Origin of the sequence: Facilibium subflavum, from assembly GCF_003574485.1 — a bacterium.
GTDB lineage: Bacteria > Pseudomonadota > Gammaproteobacteria > Francisellales > Francisellaceae > Facilibium > Facilibium subflavum.
The window spans coordinates 1-22,768 of sequence record NZ_QLIT01000136.1 but is presented as its reverse complement, the minus strand read 5'-3'; the positions used below and the strand labels follow the sequence as shown (position 1 = coordinate 22,768).

Here is a 22,768-nt window from a genome sequence, read left to right as displayed (position 1 = left end):
CTTAACTTAGTGCCATTAACACTAGGACCTGTTGATAATAGAATCTCACTATTAATGCTTGGTATAGGAAAATGCGCGCGCATCGCTATATCAACACCAGAAAAAGCCATATTGTTTTCACCATTTGATTGTATAACTACGCCATTATCATTATCTAACGCAGCACTTGAGCTTCCTGCATCCCAATACCGCACGCTAAAGGACAGGTAGCGCCATGGCTGAACACCAAACTCTATAGCAAGATAAGAAGACCAGCGCTTTGCTGGCTGGTAAACATCATCGGATCCCCATGGTTGCAATTCAACCTGTTTTGCCTGTGGAAAACTTTTATATGACCCACCACCGTAAACGTTGATATAGAACCAACCTGTTGACTGTTGATCTACGCTGTTATCCGATGTATCTGTCTGAGAAAGTACGGAGTTTACAAAATCCTTATTTGTCATATAATCATCTTGCCCGGCAAATACAAGGTTTATCAGAAAAAAAACACCTATAAATACAACCGTTTTCATTTTATGCAATCTCATACCACCCACTACTATTTACAATCATTGATTGGCCGTATGATAATTAATACGAGATTGAAAAATAAGCGTAAAATTACGTAATTATAACCACAAGCATGAATTTTGCTTTGAAATGGTTGATTTATTGTGAAGTATATGATTTTTTTTATCATCTGAACATTATGCGGTAGGTGATATACATTTATGTTTCAAATAATACTTCGGTTTGGCAATATGCTTTTAAATAGCTTTATAAAAAGCACGATAAAAACGGTTTAAAAATAAAAACACCCAAAGACATCTAGCAAAAACATTTAATTTAAACACCAGTTCTATAAATGGGAACTAGAAGCAAACTGCATTAACCGACTATCCAAAATCGCCAGGAACCACTAACCTTGGCTGCTTTTTATCAGGAATATTTAATTCTAATGGCTCAACATACCCTTTCCCGGGAGCACAATAAACTTTTGCATTAGGCCAGGCCACCATAATATCAACATAACCTGACTGCTCAGCATAACCAGGATCCGCATCGTGATAGGATTCAAAATAATACTTATTCAGCTCTGTTGCCGTAAGCGCTAGTCGTCCATGCCCAAGGGAGCTTAGATTATCTGAATTATTACCACGAAACCCCTGAATATTTTGCCCGTGATTCATCATAATAACTTGCACTGCCTGGCACTTTGCTCCATCAGGACTACATGGTGGTTTTTTTTGCGATACTAATTTCACAGTACAGTGAAAGGTTGTTGGTGACGTTTTTGTGCTTGTCTGAGACAAAAAAAAGCGATAAGCCATCGGTTTTAATAAAGTATTCGGCATATCCGCAAATGCTACAGTACTTATAAACAAAGCTGACATACTAGCTGATAATAGTTTTTTCATTGCGCTTCTCATGAAACATATTTGTCATTATTAATAACAATTATAGTAAACTTAGAAATCTAATAATACCGTAATATTACGCTTATATCATAACATAGGCTCTATAGCACTAACCGCTGGCTGGTCATCTATTCAAGATGACCTATACACAACCTATTTGACCTGGATACCTAAAGCTTTTATAAATTCTTGCTAAGCTTTGGGGGTTCTAACTGCAATCTCTTGTTATAAAAAAGTTCACTGTTAGCATCATCCTTAGAAAGGCATTTATTTTCCTCTTTAATGTGACTATTGTTCACATGCGTAAGCCAATGGTAATTGCCTTTATTCTCAATAACAATCCCTTCTTCTTTTTGAGGATCAAAAACCTGTCCAGTGCTCTTATTTATGTATTGATTATTAGTATTATCTTTTTGAATACAGTAAAAACTGATAGGAATATCCTGATGCTCATACCAGCGCCCATCTTCTGCTTTAACTCGTTTATCACCAGTTATATATCTATGTAGCGCTAATAACTCCTGCTCTGTCGCCCATTTGTAATTTGTATTAATATGGTTATGTATTACGTTTTTATTCTCCTCTTTTTGAAGAAACTGCTTAATACAACCAAAAATAAGTTTATCCATTGCTGTTTGATCTTGAGCGTTAGCTGTGTCAATTTCAACTATACTTCCCTTAAACCTCTCTATCAAGCCAGACAAACCCTCCTCTAACATAAAACTGCCGGTGTATAAATAAGAAACTTGATTTGGATCGCCACCTAGCAAATGCTCATTAGCCTTTTTTGTATTGTATAATTCTTTTCTTGCAATATTGCTAAGCACAGCAAAAACTTCTGAGTCATTCACATTATCGACAGCTAGTTCATCTATAATTTTATCGGCTGTCAACCCTCTTAGTTTTGCCCCCAGAATTTCTTCAATTTTTTGGTTGTCATTCTGTCCTTTACCTATATTCAGGGTGTTTTTAACCAGAATAGTTTTTAGCGCGTTTTGATCTTGTAAATTTAGCTGTAATTTATCAAAAACTTTGGCGACAGTATCCTTATCTTGTGCTCTTAACCACATCACCAAGGCATGAGCGTAAGCATAATATCCACAGTTACCCTTGCCTGTGTTATCAACTTCTATGTACCTGCTGTTTTTTTCTTTTAATTCCTCAAAAATAAAATTATTTGACGGCTTTTCTTTTGTATCTTTTACTGAATTAAAATGCTTGTTATTTACCTCGCCAAATTTATGATTTAGCTCGACCATATCCTCTGGCATTTCCTCTAGTTCCCGGATAAATTGCTCTAAAGAAATCTTATGATCAGCTAAAAAGGCATAAAGCGGTAACAACTTCTGGTTGATTGTATCATTTTCTATGCCGCTTTCTTTATTAAGGTTGATCGTAGTCGCTACCTTTTTCTCCACCGCATAAGCTTTCATTGCGTGAACGATCAGCTCTTTATAGCCTGAGCTTGCTAACAATTTCACTATTCGTGACAGCTGACCTTGTTTATATGCCTGCATTTCTTTAACAAGCGCTTGCAACAAAGGTTCCACAGTTGCTGCAGCATTTATGGTAGATATACGCAGGTTATCATGCTTTGGGGATGTTTTTTTAATATTTTTATCCTGATAGTAGGCTTTGTATGCTTTATAAATGTCTGTGTTTTTTAATATCGGTGTCACATAGCCCTTATTTGCATATTCAAGTAATTGGACCGTATCAAAATCACTTGGGATCCCTTTTACTTGTAAATAATCCTTTAGATCATTGTGTTGTAATATTCCTTTCAGCACCTTTAGCGTTTTAGGTGTTACACTGCCAACGGTCTGTCTTCCTGAAGCCGCTATAATCAATGCTTGTAAATGATGCGCAGAAACTAAATCAACTAATTTTGGATGAAGCTGATCACGCTTATAAACTTCCTGAATTAATTGACTTTTCACCTGTAAGAATATCTTATCTTGTGTATCCAGCAGTGAAAGAAGCGCTTTATTGGCGAACTGTGCATAAATATACTGCAATGTACCAGGCGCTTCCCCCTTCCCATTCCAATTGCCTTTTGCGGCTTTAATTAACGCATCAAGGTCATGGGCTTCTTCAAATTTTTGATATTTCGGATGTTTTTCCTCTACATTGCTTAATAACTTGCCTTTTATGGTTGAAAAAATCATCTGCTTTACCTGTTGCCCAGCATCGGCTTCAGTTACCCATTCATGGGAGACTGAATCTTGTATTTCTGGCACCTGATATTTTTTAAATTCAGTATTGATTTGATTTATAATTTTTTCACGGTTATCTAATGTCAAATTCTCCATTGTTGTTTGCAAGAAATCGGTTATTGCTGCCCTGTTATCTTCAGTTAATTCAGAGGCATAAATTTTCTCATTACATAAAGACAGTAGCGCTGATTTTTGTGCATGCAATTCTCTATTAGACACCCTTAGCTCATCTGTATATTGGGCAAGATATTTCAAGGTATCTAATAATAAATCTGGGTTTTCTTGTTTTGCAAGCTTCTGTAAATAATCAAGATCAATAACACCAACTGAGAAAACATGTCGATAGAGCAGGTGATACAGTTCATTAAACTCGATAACACAATGCGCACTGCCTTCAGAGCCTGCTCTGGCAACGCGTCCTATTTCCTGAATCAGCCGCTCTAACGAGCCTTCCATATCTTCTTTATTTGGATTAAAGTAAGTTTTTAATTCATTGACTTTACCTGCAGCAAAGTCTGATCCTCGATTCAACACTGAAGTAATCAAAACACGTTTATTTGACTTACCACCATTTTTAGCTGGATTCACAAAATCAATTGCTGATTCATTATCAGCATGACGCTTACTTTCGCTATCGGCTTTACTGCCGTAATAACCTTTGATCTCATATCCTTTTTCTTTTAGTAAAGCTTCAAGTTGCTGACCTTCTTTTTCATTACGCACGTGAATAATTAAGTTTCTGTCTTTAGAAAGTTCTGCCGTTTTTTGTTGAATAAGCTTATTGGCCTCTTCTTTTTGTTTGTTAAGATCACCATTGTGATATCGCGTAAAAAATATTTTTGTTTGTCTTTGAGAGTCTGTAAATTCTGGGAATTCTACATGCTTATCTCTATCTGCGGGAATAGGTGTGCCTGTAAGCCCATAAACATTTTTTCCAGCTGCATAAGATGCAAAGGTATTAACACTTTCTGGATCATTGGGGCGAATAATGCGCACTTGCATTGAATCTTTACCATTTTTAGCAATAAGTTCCTGGTTGACCCTAACTCGCAATATTAAATCAACAGCTTTGGTAAAGCTCATCCCTACCTGCGGGATGCTGTTTTTCATTGGAATAAGTTGTGCGTATTTTTGACCATTAAAGGTTTCCGGTGTTGCTGTATCAACAATATAAGTACTGTCATGTTGATCGCTTGGCATAAGCTTTTTTGTGTCAACAATTGCCTGGCATAGTACATTCAATGCTTTTTTATCGCCATTTAAAAGCGTTATTAATGCCTCTTTAGCCTTAGCATCTGGTGTTTTGGTTTGAAAGTAATTTATAAGTGCTTTAGGCTTAATCACAAGCTTATTATTTTCAATTTTTTGCTGATCAATAAAATCAATCAGAATATTGATCATTTGCAGGTAATGTTCATCATACGCTTTTGGCTTATCACTTGTGCCAAGATAATAAGAGCTGTCATTAATAAAGAGGTCATACTCATCAACAATAACCGTTGTTTTAAGCCCTTTAACCATAACCGTTGTTTTAAGCCCTTTATTTTCAATTTTTGATTTTGATTTAGCATCTGTGCTAATAATATTCAGTGGGGTGCCAAAATTAATGCCTTTTTGTTTGACAGGGCTCATATTTTTATCACTGACATCTTTTGTGACGAGATTAAAATTAACACCAGCGCTTTGATAAAAGTTTTTAAACTCATCATAATGCGCCCGTGCCAAAGGCTCTGTCGTTTGAATAATATCAACGGCATCATCTGGGTTTTTAGAGGCTAGGAAACTTGCCATCACCGCGCTGATCAGTGATTTCCCCTGCCCTGTTTTAATCCCATTTTGAATCGTTTGATCAGGGTTGGAATTGAGTATTAAGTCATACACTAATACCATTAATTGTGTGTCTCTTAAAAAGTAACCTGGCTTTTCTGCTGTCACTTTATCCCGATAAACCAAAACATTTAAAATACCAAGTCTTTCAACATCGGATAGATTTTTATCAGCCAATTTATCTTTTAAGGCCACTGCATCATCGGCAATATATTGCTTTGTTGCTGCTCTTACTGCATTGATATTATCGATTAAACGCTGCCTTTCATCACCAGAAATAAATTGCTTCTCTGCAAGATCTGTTATTTTATTAAGCTTCTTTAGACTCGCATCACTCAATTCAGAAACGTCGTTCAAAAATGCTGGCTTAATATCATTTTTGTCATCTAATAACTGTCTTGATGGGTCAATAATCAATGCCTTTTCTAAGGTATCTTTGACATCATTTGTATTTTCGCAGATTTTATTCAATCTCGATAAGCTTATTTGATGTTTTTCAACCTGTCGGATTAAATCAGACAAAGAATCATACTTATTAAGCGCTTTAAAATAACCAATCAGTGCAGCTTCATTAAAATTTTCTTTATCATAACCAATAAGCAGTGATAAGAGATGAATGGCATCTTTTTGATCTGTATTCCCCATAGATTTAAGCGTTGGCGCCACCAATGTAATCGCCTTTAAAATGCCTTTTGTTTTCTCAGGCGAATGATTTGCGCTTAAAATATCAGCATGTGTTAATAACGTTTCAAGCTCAATTTGGTTAAATTTATTTAACTCATACTGATTTAATTTTAATAATAATGAGGTATCTTTCAGCTTGCCTTCGTTATTATTAATATGCTCGATACTAACACCGCTATCCCTTAGCTTGGAAATCACTTCTAAGGCAAGTACCTTTGATTTATTATTATCCATTTCATCTAAAAATGAATGATCTCCCCAGTACTTTAATGCTTGCTCAGGACGATCAATTATAATCTGCTTATTTTCTTTGGCGATATCAATCAGCCTTTGTAAATTATTTTCATTCTCCAATAACTTTTTAAAGTCGTCTGTTAGAGCTGTCTTCAGATTGGCTGCAGATAGCAAAATTAATAAGTTATCAAAATCATTGGCATTTGCCGAATCAGGTTTGTTAAGCGTATCGGCAGTACTGTCTTCATTAAGCTGTTTTTTGATATAATTCAAAATCAATGTCATAAGCAAATTACGCGCATTTTGCTTAGGATTGGAAGCGTCACTATTTGTATTGGCAATCTTTTGCTCAAGCATATCTACAGCTTCTTGCGCTTTATTGTCTGCTTTATTTATCTTAAGTGCTGATAGCTTCTGCAATGTATTGTGATGCGTATTCTCACAAAACTGGTTAAAAGCGCGAATAAACCCATCTTTGGTTGCAACATCCAGATTAGTTTTTTCGGCTGTAGCAATAATCTGCTTAACAAATTTTTCAATGAGATGATTTTTACCAGATTTTGTAGCAAAATCATCATCATTTGTAATAAGCTGGGCGCTTAATTTCTGCCTTATTTGTTTTTCAAGCGCTTGCGCTTTATCAATGTTGGTAAAATCTAATGCATCGATTTTAAACTGCTCGCGCAGCCGGTCAAAACTATTGCTCTTGATCTGTTGAAAATTCAGTAAAAATTCATCTGCGCTTTGTTCGCTAGCATCCAACAATGCTTTAATCTCTTTCAAACCTGAGCTTAGTTCAATCTCATTCTTAGCCGCCAGCGCGATAATAATATAGACTTGGTATTTTTTAGTCTCATCAAGGCTTTTAAATGTAGTAATATCAATATGTTTTGGAAAATCTTGTGGCTGAAGGTTAATCGTCTTCACCTCATCACCATGCTTTATCGTGCATTTCAGTTGACTATCTTCTAACTTAACACCAATCTCATCAGTTTTAGGGTTTTCATTACCGATTATTTTATACTGATACAGCTGAGATTTGGCTTGCGCTTTGATTACTCCTTTATACATAATACCCAAATCTAACGAATCAAAAAAATTATCTGAAAATTGATCAAAATAACTTATTGCTATATTCGCTAAAGGGTTGTTTTTATCATCAAATGCATTGGTTAAGTTTAAATGCTGATTAATTTGTTGATCCACATTTATCAAAAACGCTTCGAAATTCACGTTGTCCTGGTCTAACATCTGTAAGTTTAGCTTTAAATCAGACAGCTTGTCACGGTGAGATAGGATTTTATGCTCAAGCCTTTGCATGCTTGCATAGATATCCATTGAATTTATTTTAGTATCAGCTCCATTAGCTGCCTTTAAAAGTGATTCGACCTGGTTCTTAGTATCGTTAGATGTTTTCAACGCTGAAAAAATTAACTCTCGGAAGTATTTCTCTTTGAATATTTTTTTGTAAACAATCTTCTCGTTATCGGGCACGAGCTTCTCATTAGTGTCATCAACATTAATACCAGAGCTGTGATATACAAATGACCAGCTATGTTTACTCCCTATAAGCTTCTCAATCTCCTGTTTATTTGTTCCAACTGGCAGTTTTTGATATGCGGCTAAAATTTGCCTTGGATAGTAAAGAGCACCATTATCTATTGCACGACCTAATCGCGTCAATTCTGGTAGCATTTCTTCAGAAATTGCCCCACTTTGATACAAATCACCAAATTGCTTATACCAATTTTCTTCTAATGCATTAGAATTACCAGCTTTACGCGCCAAATTCATAAATGCAGATAACAATGCTTTTGGCGCCTCCTTACCTGCAACTACAGGCTGATAACTAAAGAAGAAAGGTCTTTGTATAACATTATGAGCATCCAGTTTAATTTCTATATTTTCATCAATAACATCTAATACAAGGTGATTATTACCAAAACCATCCACTAACCTCTTTATCTCAATATTTACTGGAAGCTTATCTATTTCTAGCGCTTGAAAAAAGTCATTCAGCTTTGAACCATCATGTTTAACCCCCTCGGGTAAACGATCAAGAAGCCTTTGAGAAACAGATTTGACTTTTGTATTTCCTAATGCCTCATCATAAGCAAGTACAGCACCATCTTTTTTATTATTAAACTTTGGATAAGTAAGATACTGCTGTTGCTGTTGCTGTTGCTGTTGCTGTTGCTGTTGCTGCTGTTGCTGTTGCTGCTGTTGCTGTAAATTTAAACGGCTATTTTGATTAAGTTCAATTTCGATCTCACCTAAGTTATCTATTGCAGTATGCATTTTTTTTAATGGTAACGCAATTTCCAAAACACCTTCTTCCAACATATATAAGCAAGCTTCATCCTGAAGTTTTTGAACACTATCATTCAATTCAAATTCAGTATCAACCCATGAAAGTGTTTTAAATATACCACCCAAGCGTGTTAACTGTGATTTTTCAAAGAATATCTTTTTTTTATTGCTGGTTGCTTCGCTAATTTTATTAGCTAATTCAAGAGCCTGATTTTTGAGCGTGTTGAGTTTCTCTGTGCATGCCATAATAAGCTCAGATTGCCTATCATGATTAACAGCTTTATCTGTAGAGGTAACTATTTCAATTAGTTCTTCAAACTCATCAGGTAAATCAAGATCAGCCTGCTTCCATTCAAGCTCTGATTTATCAAGCGGTCCATTTTCATTCAATTCCCCGAATGCGTATTCAATAGTACTTTTCCCCATTTTCATTTCTCCTATAATTTAAAGCCTGAACTGCTAAATACCAAGTCATCAGGCAATGACAAGCAATATACCATTTAATTTATATAAAAACAGATCAAGGAAATACCGTAAAACCCCTGAAACTGAAAAATAAACTTACTCTAAAGCAGCTAATTCATAGACAATCTCATCTAACACCTGTTTTACATTTAATGTATCATCTTGCTTTAATCGAAAAGCAATATAATCTTTAACACTGCCTTGTGGGAATCGCTCAGCTAAAACACTTCTGGCTTTAACCGCACCTAGTAGTTGATAGAGTTTTTCTCGCACGATCACATCTTCTTTTGTCGTACTAAACGCCCAAAGCTCAATTGCACTTAAGGTGCAGTTTAACAGCTGTGTGTAGGTACCTTTTTGTGTGATAAAACGTGCTAAAAATGACGCACCATGCGCACTTGGTCCATGAACGCGATACTGCAAAACATAACGCTCAATCGCGCTTAAACCAAAGGTTTCACTGATCTGGTCAATGCTGATTTTACTACCTGAGTCCATAATAAAAATTGAGGTAGCAAATTCAATCATCAGCTTATCAAAGTCAGATAATGATTGTGAAGCCAGTGATATTTGCACATTTTGTTTTCTTCCTTCACGCATATCTGTCACCACCTGCTGCCTTGTGGATTGGCATTCGGCGGTTCGATGAAACTCATCATAAACAATTTTTTTAATTTGCGTGCCATCTTTTTCCAGACGTGCCAGATGATAGTTTTTAAATACGGGATTTACATTTTTAAAGTCATCTGCCTTATGAAAAAAATGGGCAGAAGTCACATGCCTTGCCAACATATACGCAATAGCAGTTTGCTTATTCGCAATGTCACTGCCAGCGCTTGCAACACCTTCAATATCCATTGCAATAATCCTGGCATCACCAATATTAAGCCGGCTTTCACCAATTAAACTTGGGTATTGACGGATAATAGAGGAAATACTACGGCAATAATAAGAAATAAAATCCTCACCACTTTGAAGCTTGCTGTCTCGATACAGATCTTCTACCACGCGAAAATTTGCTACGGTAACCGTATCTGATAACTCAGGTGTTGCATAATTTTGTGCAAGCCGTGAAAGCTCGATATGTCCTTCAACAAATAAAATCTCACCGACCTCCCACCAGCTTTGAGGTCGTAAGGTTTGTGATATCAATGGCCTTAATGCAGCATCAATTTTTAGGTTAACCCCTTCAACATAAGGTTTAGCTGTTTTTTCATCCGCGCAAAACAAATACACCTGATCGACGATTAAACTCACCATCGAAGACATACCTTCAGGCAAGCTTGCATGCACTTTCTCCGTCAATAACAAACAAATAAAATTAATTAAAAAGCTTTTATGTGACAGCAGGGCATGCTTGCAACCTAAAGGGGTATCAAATGGGTTTACTTTATCGTTTTCAGACATCTGAAAGCGATGATACATCACCTGATCCTGTCTTGATACGGGTAATGACTCCTGTACCAAAGAGATAAACCCCTGGCTTGATGGCCCAATATCGATAATTGAAATAAAGGGTAAATCACTAATCCCACGAGAAAGGCATAACGCAAGGTTTAATGTATTCAACAACACCGATTTCCCTGACCCTGAACGGGCAAACACAAGATCAATCCAGCTTATTTGTAATGATGAACCTGGCTGATAAGGCCAAAGCTTGCCATCGTTTGTTCTAAATATCGCAGCCCCTGACTCCCAGGGTGAGGCAGGTCTAACCAAGGGAAGCATTTCAATTGCATCACTTAAAGGTGCCGCAGTATAGGGTGCAATGGGGTTTTCCATTGCTGCAGGTACAGTAGAGAAAAATGCAGCCGTTGGGTCTCCTGTAAACCCTGTGACCTCAGCCCCACCCCAACTTTGTACAATCTGCATCAATTGTGCAGCATTTTGCACCAGCTGCTCCATATTCCCTTTAGGCGCCCAGCTCACCAAAGAAATAGAAAAACGTATCACAGGATCATCACTGTTATCATGATAGTGACGCAATAACTGATGGGCGTTCACCAGTCTTTTGTTATGTGCTGAGGCAAAGGTTAAAAATTGCGCTAAAAACGCTTTGCTTTGTGTTACAGACATCCCTTGAGGTTTTATGGAATAGGCAATTCGCCATGGAATATTTGCCTCTTTTAACTGGCGAAAAAGCGTGTAGAATATTTGTATGCTTTTCGGAAATAATTCAATCACCATCGGTGCATAAATATAATCATCGATTTCAACCACTTGGTTATTGATATTTCTGGCCTCTCCTGGAATCACCTGCTCACAAAGTTTTGGCCATAAAAAAGCTGAGATATCTGAAAAGTCTTCAATCTCATTAAAAGACAAACAATCACCTGGCAGATGTGCCTGCCAGTCAGAAGATGTCTTTGTCGGTGAGATATTTTTTCGTATGCAGTGACTCGCCGCATGAGCTGAGAGTAATGTAATATCAAAACCAATGCTTTTAATACTCTCCAGCATATGGCTCACCAATGCCCGATGCACACTTCGAAGCTCAGGGGTAACCAAAAAAACCTGTTGTGCATTATTGGCATAAGGCAGATTAATTTTTTTAAATTTCTTCCCATGTTTTTTGGTTATTTTTTTATCAACACTTCCGGGAAAGACTTTATTTGTCGTCCAGATAATCAAATAGCATCTCTCCTGAGAGACATAATTTTGAAGCTTTTTGCCTTTTGAAACATATAAGTCATCAAGTGCCATCCCAGCCTGTTTTGCTGCACCTTGTGCTGAACTAATCAGCTTATCTATATCTGAGCTATTTTCTAAAGGATCAGATGAAAAAGTAATTTGTAGCGAATGCCCTTTTTTATTAAAAATAGACTGAAAGAGATCAAACAGTCGTTTACTGATATGCGTAAATTCCTCGTCACCAATAATGCTGCGAAAGCCATCGATTTGAAATACAGAAACAAGCTCACCTGACTTACTGACTAAAGTTGTCTCATCATCTGCCGTTTCTAAATCACAATAACTAAACACATCCTGTTTTAAGCTCGTACTGATCCAGGCAAAAAACTCATCAACTGTCTTATATATATGTTGTATCATTGACATAAAATAACCTGATCAGTTTAATTTATTCAAATACATACCCAGAAGATAAGTATACTTTCTTGGCTTTTTGATCAATTTTAAGCACCTTTCCGTAGCCTTTAAGCATCTCACCTGGGGCAACAGAAAAAATACGCCCTTTCTCATCACCAAGCCATGCATATTCATCGGTAACTGCCGTAAGTTTCAATGGGTTGATAATCGATGACTTCACCAATTGAAGCTTATTGATGCTATTTTGAATCGCTTCCAGTTTTAAAGACTGTGCTGATTGTGTTGCGATGATCTCTTTGATTATTTTACCCCCTGCTTCATCGTTTGTTTTAGCTAAAAAGGTATTAAACTTAGCAAGAGTTTTATGCTGCGATTTATCAAGTTCTTGCAGTATTTGATTATTTTTCTGAAGATTATCTGATAATTTAACTAGATACTGATCAACTGCAGCAAGCTTTTGATCAATTGCTTGTAACTTTTCATCAAATAAAGCAATTGCATCTTTTTCCTTTTTTTGCGTATCCGATGCCTCCAGATCGCTTGAATGAAACGTTGTCGCAGGTAAGGTGTTATATTGAGGCTTTGGTTTTACCGGTACAGCCTGGCGCGAGAAATAACCACTCATAAGGTTATAAGCACCATAAAGCAACAGCAACCCGCCAAACCCATACACAAGCCATATCGGTTGAAACTTACGTTTTGCTTTGCGCCAATCGCTAATACTCTCATTTTCTGCTTCATCGCTCTCTGTTTGATCAGAATCAAAATGTGCCTCTTCTGTTTTATTCGTAGAAACTGAAGTATCCTCTATAGGCATATCGTCATGTTGTATAGCATTAAGCTCACCATTATCCTGTGCTAAACCTACTTTTTCATTTGACTGATCGACAACATCCTTATGTTTCTTGTCAGTTAAATTTTCGTCTTGTTGCATGGTTTTCTCCCATTTATGCGTAATATCTGAATCAAAATATTTTATTAGCTAGACTTATTAACAAGCTATTCATTAATAATTAAATCATTCATCAGCAAAATCCCAACAGCTGTACCTTGATCAACCGTAACGGTTGGCGGACGAGCAAACTGCGCCTGCATTGCCTGACTTGTTGCTTGACCGACTTTGCCAAGGCCTGCATAAGCTGCATCTTTAACGGTTGGCGGTGGTCTTTGATAATTAAAATCAAACCAGATGGATGGACTTGGTTGTTGACTGTAGGTGAAATAATTCCCAAAACCATCTAAGAAAGCCGAGGCAAATAAGCTGCCGTACCTTAACATATAATGATTATCCACATCAGAAGCAAGCGCTGTTTGTGCCGTTTTTGCATCAATCGCATAAGCACTGATTGGTGTGCTGGCTTTGGCACCGTCAATTGAAATACTGGTGAATTTAATCACTAAACGCTTATCTTCTCGTGTAAAACCGCCTAATAATTTAGCATTTCGATAAGGCCCGGTCACAACAGTTGCCAGCACAGGTGTGCTTGGCTGGTCACTATTAATGGCTGTATCAATCACTGCATAGATAACACTTCCTGCTTTGTAGTCTGCTGTTTTATAATCCGCTGACTTTGAGGGACTAAAGTCTTTTTGATCACTTGATGAATCTGCTAATGTCACTGACTGAATTGAGCTGGATGCTTGCACATTTTGCTTCGAAGTAACCGACTTTATTTGATTCGCTAATTGATTTTTATAAAGATTAAGTGCCTCTCTTTGATTTGCTGACAGCTGATTCTCCTGAAGCTTACGTTCAAAAAACCCAGGTTTTTTTGTTTCATGTTCCTCAAGGTAATCAGTTGGCGATGTCTGTTTTTCCTGAGGCTTATTTACTGCTTTCTCATGCTTTTCAGGATCTTTTTCATCGCCCATTGCAAAATAGCTATTACCATCTTGAAGTGCCTTATTTGCCTGCTGATGAACATATTTGTTCTGTAATGTTTTATAATTAGCCTGTGATTTTAAGTTCAACCCTGGAACATATACATCAGAATCCTCTACCTCTGAATTTACGACCTGTTTTGCAGAGAACAGATTCATCAGAATTACCAAAATAAATAGTATAAAAACAGCAATAATCAATATGCGAACTCTGGGGATTGCCCAAAGCCGCTTAATAAAATCTTTAAACTTTTTCATGTTAAGCTTCCTTTGAATCAGCAGTAATTTCAAGCTTTATCTGCCTGCCAGCTTTACTGAGATAAACAATTGGTGTTACAGATGGCAGTTCATAAGCATGGGTTGTTGAATGGTAGTTTTTATCATCCATTTTAGCTTGATACTGAGGTGAGAGAAGTGTCGCCTGGGTTAACAGCAGCATCTTTCCACCATAAACCCAGGCACTTGTATCTTTATCCCCTTTAACCAAAAGCCTTTTTGCGCCTTGTGGCGGTACACCACCTAGCAATGCCATTAGATAATCAGGTGCAGCTTTTGGTGCAGACCTTTCTTGTGCTTTTGCTTTATTTTGATAGGCTTGAATGCGCAAAAAAACAGCATAGTCCCACTGGCTTTGCCAATTTACTAACCGAAGGGTAATCGGTGTATCCAAACCTTTTAAAATTACAACCATTGTGCTATCAAAATAGCTCTGTTTTGCTTTAAGCATTAAAATGCGATTATTTTTACTTGCCATCACATCCACTTGGTTTGAATTGGCAATATTATATTGCTCAACAGGCCAGATCTCGCCATCTAAACTTTTGAACTGCAGCGAGGTAATCCCTTGTCCTGATAAACGAATCAAGGTCGGCTCCTTCATTTGTGATGGTAAAACATTTACTGGTATATCTCGTGATACGGGTTCTTCAAGCTCATCAAAATTTGCTTTTTCGTTTTCCTTGCCAATTTTTTTAATATCTTTTATTTGTGCAGGAGATAATGGATAAACCTGCGCCATGGCTTCCTGTAATGCTACCTCTTTTAAATCTGTTTTTGCAAAGGCTGTTACACTCACCCCTAGTGCAAAAACGATACCAAAGCATATCCGATTATAAATTTTCATCATTATTTAGCATGCCCCATTGGATCTAAAAACATGTATTTACCTTGCGATGAAAACATCACAATATGATTTACAGGCCGTATAGTACAATAATTAGTGCCTAATAGATTGCGTATAATTACGCAATCTAAAAATTATGACTAACCAGTAACGGTTTCGGTCGTGTGAAAACAATGTCACAGAACACGATCATTTCCAAAAAGCGAAGCTTTGGCGAGAATCCACGCAATTAAAGATCTTCAAAAGCAACTTATTAGTGCAATAACAACGTAACTTTGCGTAGTTTTACGGTTTTAAAAACAACCCACTATATGCACAATAAACACATCAATTAAGATTAAAAATAATCCATTTTGGTTTATTATTAGGATGACTATGCCAAGTATTATTGATGTACACCAGCTATATTTCTATCAGCACGAACGTGCTTTACAAAACATTGTTAGCCCATTTAAGCAAAAACTGGGGTTTTCCGGGTTATCGTACACACGTGTTTATCACGATAATCAAGTTGTAGACTTACCTGTTATCAAGCATGAAATTCATGAGCTTTGGCTTTCAAAAGACTACACAAAAGAGCCAACTTTTCTCTACAGCAATTTACTTAAACTGCCAAAATTATTCTTTTATCATGAACTAGAACATCATCTTGATAAACCAGATTCCAGCTATCAAGTGCTTAACTCACTTAAACAAAGCACCTATATTGTTTTATTTTATCTTAAATATAATGAGGATGGCTCTATTAGCCGACTTTCGTTTAAGTTTTCTTCTTGTGATCAAAATAAGCATTTCTGCCTCCATCAAACCGACTGTATTGAGTCTTGTATGCTTGCAGTGGAAAATTATCTCTTTAACTCGGAAAAAAAACATTATTTATCCTTTGATATCTCCACAGACATCTCTCCATTAAACCTTAAGCAACTATATCCACCTCAAGCAGGGATTAAACTCACAAAAGCCGAGATTAGCTGTTTTAAGCAGCTATATTTTGGCTATTATGAGTCAAGGGAAATCGCTAAAAGACTGAACCGGTCACCCAGGACCGTTGAAACCACGATTTCTAATCTATGTTACAAATTATACTGTAAAAACAAAGCAGAGCTTGCGGCAAAAATTACACAAATGCACGAAAGCATGCGTTATTTTATATTGAATGAATTCAGGTAGATTCCACATATTTTTTATTTACGCTTGATGTACCATCAAAGTGCTTACACATCATCAGGAGTAAATATTATATGGATCATACACAGTTGGCAAAAATCATTCTTTTATGTTTAACAAATCAAGATACCAATGGTTATTATATTGCAGAAGAAGCAATAAAGCTTACTGAGGCTGAAGTACAACAACAATCTCACAAAGTCATTAAAAGTTATATCAATAAATGCATAAATGAAAATATAACCAACAGCTCAAAATATTACCCAGACGCATTACAAGCTTACGAAAAACTCAAAAAAGCAATAACGCAAACAACAAATTTAGAGACACCGTTAAGTTCATCCATATTGGCAATAGAAAACTTTTTAAAAGCGATAGCCAAACTGGGTAGCTTTAACGTACAGGGCATGCTTCAGTATCACTCATGGAATACGGTATTTATGCATCATCTGAGCATTTTAGCACGTCGAGAGTTGCCTTATTCAGATGAAAATAAACTAACCGCCTATCAAGAAAAATTTGCTTGTCCTGACTATCGGCCGCATGCACTTAACATTTACACTGAACTGTATAAGATTGCAGGAAGCTCAAAATATCTAAGCTCAGAGTCAGTCACTTCAGATAAATCAAACATATTATTTGAAGAAAAAATTTTCACCCCTGAAAGCGAGGTGACATTTAAGCAAAATAAATAAAGCTTTTGGTAGCGCTACCCTATGGACCTAGCACTAGAAAATAGCACACCAAAGGGTGAGGGTTGTTGCGTGTTAAATTTTATTTAAAGGCTTATCCAACTGAAGAAGGCCTAAAAAAATTATCCTTTTTCTAAGCCTTTCTTATTGGTTATACGCCTGCCTCAGCAATTGATAAATCATTTATAATAGCGATTTTCCCTATATCACTTTTAGCTGGGAAAAGCCCGCTATCACTTTGGTTAACAAGCTGCCATGAATCATCGGTTAGATGTTTGTAAATCGCTTGGCCATCTTGGTACTGGGAAACTGCTGCATATAAAGCATTATCATCAGCAAATAAGCTTAAGTCATATGCTTTTAATGGCAGTAATGTGTTTGTCATATCTTCAAAAGCTGGCGTATCATTAATAACATTCTGATGCTTAATTTTTATTAAAGACTGGAAAAGATCTTTATCAGACATCTTCCAAAAGTAAAAGTATAAATCATTCGTTTTGGGATCAAAAGTTATTTGTTTCAAGGAACTATTATGCTCAGCCCCATACGGAATTTTTGCCGAGGGTTGCAACCATGCTTCAATAACTTCTCCTTTTTGTGTATCTAGTTTAATAACATAATCATCACTGTTATCATCACCCATAGAGTAGATATTATTATCTGGTCCTAGGGTGCTTTGGTCATGACGAATTGCGGATAAAGTTGGAATATTATAATAATGCGCACTGTACTCACCTGAGTTAGAAGGCGTCAGTTGGCTTATACTAATAGCATGACGAGAATCTCCATTCGTGCTCAAGTAATAATAAATTCTTCCTTGACGGTCAACAGCAATCTTAATAATACCACCAGGACCATATGACCAACGCCAATTATCGCCTCTTTGTTTCTTATCCTGCGCTTGTGACCAGACCTCAATAGCCGTTGTCTTATTTTCCTCAGGATTGTCAATATACTTTCGTATTACGTTACTAGAACTATCCATTGCATATAAGACATTATTCGGGCCAATTTCTAAATCTACACTAAAGAGGTTATCAAATTTCTGTGGCTCTTTAGCCATAGCATTATTGTAGTAAAAAGTTATCGTCTCATTCAATCTTTTAGTATTGACAGCACCCAGGTATAATTGACCTAAGTGATCGTTAACCATAGTAAAAGGCATGTAATCATCACTAACACCAAGTTCTAGCTTTTGCCAAGCTTTATTTTTATATACTACTGGGTTAATAACATTATCTTTTGCAAATAACTCATATAATGTCGTGCTGTTTTTTAGTGTAAACGTTTTACTATATTGATACTGTTCACCATCTTTGTCGGCTTTACCATATAAAATGCTTAACTGACTTTGATAGGGATTCTCAAGGTCTTTTTGACTACCATAGACATAGATATAGCAAGATTTCCCCTCTGCAATGGTACTTTCTTTACTTGTATCCTGGCCTTTTGTAAAACATGAACTCTGACAGTGAACGCTATCGCAGACCTTCTCATCAGCACTTTCATTATAAATATGAAAATACTTATTGCTATCTGCAAAGTCGGTCTTAAAGCTTTGCGTTTTATCGGAAAGATTCGTAACTTTTATTGATTTTACTGCAGGATATGTTCGCCATTTCTCATGTGAAATGCCAACAGCAAGCGCACCATTAATTGAAAAACTTTTGTCTATATCAGTACGGGTATTTTTATGTGCTTTCACCTTCAAGACATACTGCGCACTATCATCAATATTACTGTCTTCTGATTTAATTGCAATAGTGCACTTTTCACCTGGTTTTACTTGACCACTCTCACAAGTTATTTCACCTTCTGGTAAGTCTTTGGGTGCCACAATCGACAAACCTGCCGGATAGCTTGATCCTGTTTGACCGATACTAAAGGCATCGTCAAGCTTATCCGGCAGTTGCCAGTTAAATTTACCCGTGTTTTCAAGCATAACATTGGTGTACGTTGGGCTTTGTGTTGTGCCTTTATCGACAACAATATTATCATTTACAATGTTAATACCAACAGGTGCAACCTTAATATAAGGCTTTGGATTTAAATCTGCCGTTGAATAGGATTTACCATCACTGACATAATCAATCACCATAGGGTTTTCAATCTTTTGATTATTTTCACTCCAGGCATCTTGATCTACAGTATATACCACATCACATGCCCCTTCATTAGCTTTGATTGTCATCCCTTCTTTACACTCGTTATCTTCTGAAGGTTGGTGATAACTCACCCCATCGGGTAATCTGTTTTTCTTCATATAAGCAATGGTAATATCTGATTGGGTGTGGTTAACAAAACGCATCGATTTTGCACCTGGGTTATCGATATCAAGGCTATCAAAAGATATTGGATCAATGGCAACTTTAATTTTATTATGTAAATCCACACTATCGGCATTATCAGCTGAAATACCAATTAATGGCACAGATTGACCATAATTTAATCTTACCTCTGTGCCAGCTTTTTTATCTTTCTTTGTTGGCGCATCTATTTGGTTTTCCACCAGATTACGGTAGTATTTTCTTAAAACAGCAATCGCCTCTTGATCGGCAAGTTTAAACGATACATCAACTTTACTGTTAGCAGGAATTGAAAATGTGATTTTCTTTTTGTTATCAGCATCCCAGCTGCCATGTTGTAGCGAATCTGTCTTAATAATCGCAAATAAATCATCCGGCATATGTGATAAATCAATTACCGCATGTGTAATATCATAATCTGAATCATTTTGAAGTTTAAAATGTACTTCACCATTGGGTGCAAAGTTGATTGAGTCTTGTAACACCATCTTAGAAGATGGTCCTTGCTCAAATTTAATTGGTGTTTTCGTTGCAAAAAGCATATTTTGGTGTGGTTTTATTAAAAGGCTATATTTCACACTCGTATCAATCTCTGCGTCATTTAATTTAACTGCAACATAGCAGGTTTGCCCTTTCTTTAAAACGCCTTTGTCAATACAGCTGTCATTCGCCTTATCACCTTTGGGGTTAGTAACTGATAAACTGCTTGTTTTACTTGGATCAGATGCAGCAATTTCAAAGCCATCAGAAGCCGTATAAGGAAGTCTCCAGTCAATATCGCCTGTATTCTCTATTGCCACATTAGTGACACTTGGTTGCCTTTTATACACAACAATTTGCTGATTCTGAACGCTTGCTTTTGCTGAGTCAAGGTTAATCTTATTCTCGTTTGCTTGTGTGTCACTGGCAGTAAACTGGATCATTGGCAGGCTTTTATCTTTGCCTTTGTTATTTTGCAAATCCTTTGCATATTTACTTAATAATGATAGTGCCTCATTATTCTTAAGCTTCAAGGAAATGATTTGTGTTGCCGATGGCCGAATTAACATCGGTAAAACAAGTATCCGTGGATTCTCTTTGTCCCACTTCACACCCTCCCCAACAAGACTGTCTTTATCAATTAAGGCAAATAAATCATCGGGCATATTAGAAAAATCAATCTTTGCATTTTGAATATCATCTGATTTGGCGTTGTTTTCTATCTGCAACTGTAAAGTAAAATCCGGCATGGTGTTAATGGTTGTTACCAATGAAGCCATATCTGGTAAGGCTTCTTTTTTTACAACCTGTGTTTTTACAGGAATGGAAATGCTGGGTTCAGTGCTACCCAGTAGGTATAGTTTAACGTTACCATTAATTGCTTCCTTCTCCTGAGAGGGTTTTATCCGTAAATTTAAATAACAAGTCTCATCCGCTTTTAACGTCTTCCCTTGACCTTGCTCATTAAAGCAATATTTATCTTTTGAAATCGCAGGGTCATAAAACCAATCTACTTGATCTTTAGGCAAATTATCAAATTTAGCATCAACTAATTGGACACTGGTATTTTGTACAGCACCAATAGCATTAATGCGTTTTGGGGTACTTACTTTAACATCCGTAAGCTTATAGCTTGTTTGTGCTTGTACAATCACTTTTGGTAATACGGCATAATCTGCTGTTGACACAACACCTGCTGAAGGCTGATCAGAACCAGAATCACTACCACCAGATTGACAAGCAGTTAATAATAAACCGCTACACAGGCTTGATAAAATTAAAATTAACGGTTTTTGCTTCATATTTTTATTTCTCCAACTTCTGCATATTTTTAAAACTGATATCCCAATGACACTGATAAATTCAACATACTTGGAATATAGCTGCCGCCATTATACGGTGCGGAAATATCGCTACCTGTACCTAGAATATATTGCACTTGCGCGCCAATACTAAAAGCATCACCAAGCATATATTGATATTCTGCTGCAATAAATGGTCTGATATTGGTCTTATTTGTTTTCTTAAGCGCCTGAGCAAAGCCTTTTGTAACTGTTAATTCAGGATCAAAGCTTGAAAGAATAATGCTAGGACCTACTGATAACTGTAATTCATGCCTCTTGCCCCAAAGTGGAATATGGGCTGTGGTATAAAAATTAATGCCAGAAAACGACATTTGGCTCTGGCCATTTTTGAACTTATCTCCATTCTCCGCTTGATAAATCAAATTTGAACTACTTGTCCCAGCATTCCAATAACCCAACCCAAAGGATAAATATTCAAACGGCCGGATACCAAGCTTTGCTGCATAATAAAAATTCCAATGACTTGCGGGTTGAAAGATATCATAGTAATCACCGGAAGATTGATACTTGGATTGCGCAGTATTCGGGAAAGACTGGTATGACCCACCACCGTAAACATTGACATAAAACCATTTTGCCTTAGACTGGCTTTGCTGTGTATCCGTAATATTTGCCTGTGAGAATACTGCACTTACAAAATCATCACTCGTCATTTCCCCAGCTTGACCAGCAAAAGAAAACGGTACAAGAAAAAAAACACCTGTAAAAAATAGGCCACAACACCGCATTATCTTATCCATTTAAACACCAATATAATTTTTTCTGCAAAATATTAACTTATATAAGCGCAGAAAATAAGCGTATAATTACGCGATATTAAGTGATTTATACGGTATTTTGATTGCTGTTTACATTTGAACCAGCATATTCTGCCCGCATAAAAAAAGGCAAGCTCATCAAGTCCAATCGGTTTACTGAGAGCCCCAAAAATTTCAGAAATGTGTAAAATAGTGTTGAGCAAATAAATGTAAGAGTCTATAGCAAAGATGAGATGATGTTATAATTTATCACCGTTATTATCCATATCATCTGATTTATTGACTTTATCATATTGTCTGCTTTCAAACAAACCACAGTTGTTCGCATGTGAGGCTGAAGCATGATGATCCAAACCACCTACACGCTCAAAAAGCACATCAAAATAGGTCTTATAAAACCGATCTTGTATTTGCGCCAATGACTGCGGTATTGCACTATTTTCTTTTTCTACAAAATCAAATATTGCATCCAGATCATCAACAATCGTGGTCATTGTGATATTATCACCCAAAGATGCATCTTTTTCTTCAGTAATATTACAATCTTTGTGTACTACTTGACAAAGTGCTTGAAATGCATTTTGATGCTTATCAAAACCATTTGCATCTTCCGCCACATCAGGATTTTGCTCAGCCATGTCATAATGTTTTAAACTCAAAGCCAACGATTTTGTCACTGGGTGATGAAGTGTTGATAATAAAGATGATATCTCATTTGACATAATAAACCTCTTAATTTATATTTTCATTTAATTTTTGCCTCTGTACACGATGATTTTCTCATTTGAGTAGCTCCTGTAGCGGTCGGTTTAA

The 22,768-nt window shown here is 36.6% G+C and carries 12 protein-coding genes; 2 read left to right on the top strand and 10 right to left on the bottom strand.

Going from position 1 to position 22,768, the window contains the following annotated elements:
- The 7 genes from DNK84_RS08515 to DNK84_RS08485 form a co-directional block, all read right to left on the bottom strand.
- On the bottom strand, positions 1 to 530 hold a 530-nt coding region (locus DNK84_RS08515), incomplete at its 3' end, for a hypothetical protein (RefSeq protein ID WP_162902328.1).
- 348 nt (positions 531 to 878) lie between these two features.
- Entirely contained in the window at positions 879 to 1,400 is a 522-nt protein-coding gene (locus tag DNK84_RS08510; protein ID WP_119344113.1) for a hypothetical protein, read from the bottom strand.
- A 179-nt stretch (positions 1,401 to 1,579) separates the two neighbouring features.
- The gene (locus DNK84_RS08505) at positions 1,580 to 9,097 is read right to left on the bottom strand and encodes a DEAD/DEAH box helicase (RefSeq protein WP_119344112.1); all 7,518 of its coding nucleotides are present in this window, start codon (positions 9,095 to 9,097) and stop codon (positions 1,580 to 1,582) included.
- Positions 9,098 to 9,232: 135 nt separating this feature from the next.
- Complete coding sequence (locus DNK84_RS08500; RefSeq protein WP_119344111.1) at positions 9,233 to 12,193, bottom strand: AAA family ATPase; 2,961 nt, start codon at positions 12,191 to 12,193, stop codon at positions 9,233 to 9,235.
- Between the two features lie 22 nt (positions 12,194 to 12,215).
- A complete protein-coding gene (locus DNK84_RS08495; RefSeq protein ID WP_119344110.1) occupies positions 12,216 to 13,118 on the bottom strand; it encodes a hypothetical protein in 903 nt (300 codons plus the stop codon).
- A 65-nt stretch (positions 13,119 to 13,183) separates the two neighbouring features.
- Positions 13,184 to 14,323, bottom strand: a complete 1,140-nt coding sequence (locus tag DNK84_RS08490; protein WP_119344109.1) for a DotG/IcmE/VirB10 family type IV secretion system protein — start codon at positions 14,321 to 14,323, stop codon at positions 13,184 to 13,186.
- A 1-nt stretch (position 14,324) separates the two neighbouring features.
- Positions 14,325 to 15,191 (bottom strand): DotH/IcmK family type IV secretion protein, encoded by an 867-nt coding sequence (locus tag DNK84_RS08485; protein ID WP_119344108.1) that lies wholly within the window; start codon positions 15,189 to 15,191, stop codon positions 14,325 to 14,327.
- A 372-nt stretch (positions 15,192 to 15,563) separates the two neighbouring features.
- On the opposite strand from DNK84_RS08485, the gene DNK84_RS08480 reads away from it, so the two are divergent.
- Both DNK84_RS08480 and DNK84_RS08475 read left to right on the top strand, forming a co-directional pair.
- A complete protein-coding gene (locus tag DNK84_RS08480; protein ID WP_162902326.1) occupies positions 15,564 to 16,358 on the top strand; it encodes a helix-turn-helix transcriptional regulator in 795 nt (264 codons plus the stop codon).
- Positions 16,359 to 16,429: 71 nt separating this feature from the next.
- On the top strand, positions 16,430 to 17,050 hold the full coding sequence (locus DNK84_RS08475; protein WP_119344106.1) for a hypothetical protein: 621 nt from the start codon (positions 16,430 to 16,432) through the stop codon (positions 17,048 to 17,050).
- A 148-nt stretch (positions 17,051 to 17,198) separates the two neighbouring features.
- On the opposite strand, the gene DNK84_RS08470 is transcribed toward DNK84_RS08475, so the two are convergent.
- The 3 genes from DNK84_RS08470 to DNK84_RS08455 form a co-directional block, all read right to left on the bottom strand.
- Complete coding sequence (locus DNK84_RS08470; RefSeq protein ID WP_119344105.1) at positions 17,199 to 21,134, bottom strand: NHL repeat-containing protein; 3,936 nt, start codon at positions 21,132 to 21,134, stop codon at positions 17,199 to 17,201.
- Between the two features lie 29 nt (positions 21,135 to 21,163).
- Entirely contained in the window at positions 21,164 to 21,937 is a 774-nt protein-coding gene (locus DNK84_RS14330; protein WP_162902325.1) for a hypothetical protein, read from the bottom strand.
- A 257-nt stretch (positions 21,938 to 22,194) separates the two neighbouring features.
- The gene (locus tag DNK84_RS08455; RefSeq protein ID WP_119344102.1) at positions 22,195 to 22,677 is read right to left on the bottom strand and encodes a hypothetical protein; all 483 of its coding nucleotides are present in this window, start codon (positions 22,675 to 22,677) and stop codon (positions 22,195 to 22,197) included.
- Positions 22,678 to 22,768 lie beyond the last annotated feature (91 nt).

Coding starts and splice junctions, on each gene's coding strand:
- DNK84_RS08480 (WP_162902326.1), top strand. CDS start 15,564: ATGCCAAGTATTATTGATGTACACCAGCTATATTTCTATCAGCACGAA.
- DNK84_RS08510 (WP_119344113.1), bottom strand. CDS start 1,400: ATGAAAAAACTATTATCAGCTAGTATGTCAGCTTTGTTTATAAGTACT.
- DNK84_RS14330 (WP_162902325.1), bottom strand. CDS start 21,937: ATGGATAAGATAATGCGGTGTTGTGGCCTATTTTTTACAGGTGTTTTT.
- DNK84_RS08455 (WP_119344102.1), bottom strand. CDS start 22,677: ATGTCAAATGAGATATCATCTTTATTATCAACACTTCATCACCCAGTG.
- DNK84_RS08490 (WP_119344109.1), bottom strand. CDS start 14,323: ATGAAAAAGTTTAAAGATTTTATTAAGCGGCTTTGGGCAATCCCCAGA.
- DNK84_RS08495 (WP_119344110.1), bottom strand. CDS start 13,118: ATGCAACAAGACGAAAATTTAACTGACAAGAAACATAAGGATGTTGTC.
- DNK84_RS08485 (WP_119344108.1), bottom strand. CDS start 15,191: ATGATGAAAATTTATAATCGGATATGCTTTGGTATCGTTTTTGCACTA.
- DNK84_RS08505 (WP_119344112.1), bottom strand. CDS start 9,097: ATGGGGAAAAGTACTATTGAATACGCATTCGGGGAATTGAATGAAAAT.
- DNK84_RS08475 (WP_119344106.1), top strand. CDS start 16,430: ATGGATCATACACAGTTGGCAAAAATCATTCTTTTATGTTTAACAAAT.
- DNK84_RS08500 (WP_119344111.1), bottom strand. CDS start 12,193: ATGTCAATGATACAACATATATATAAGACAGTTGATGAGTTTTTTGCC.
- DNK84_RS08470 (WP_119344105.1), bottom strand. CDS start 21,134: ATGAAGCAAAAACCGTTAATTTTAATTTTATCAAGCCTGTGTAGCGGT.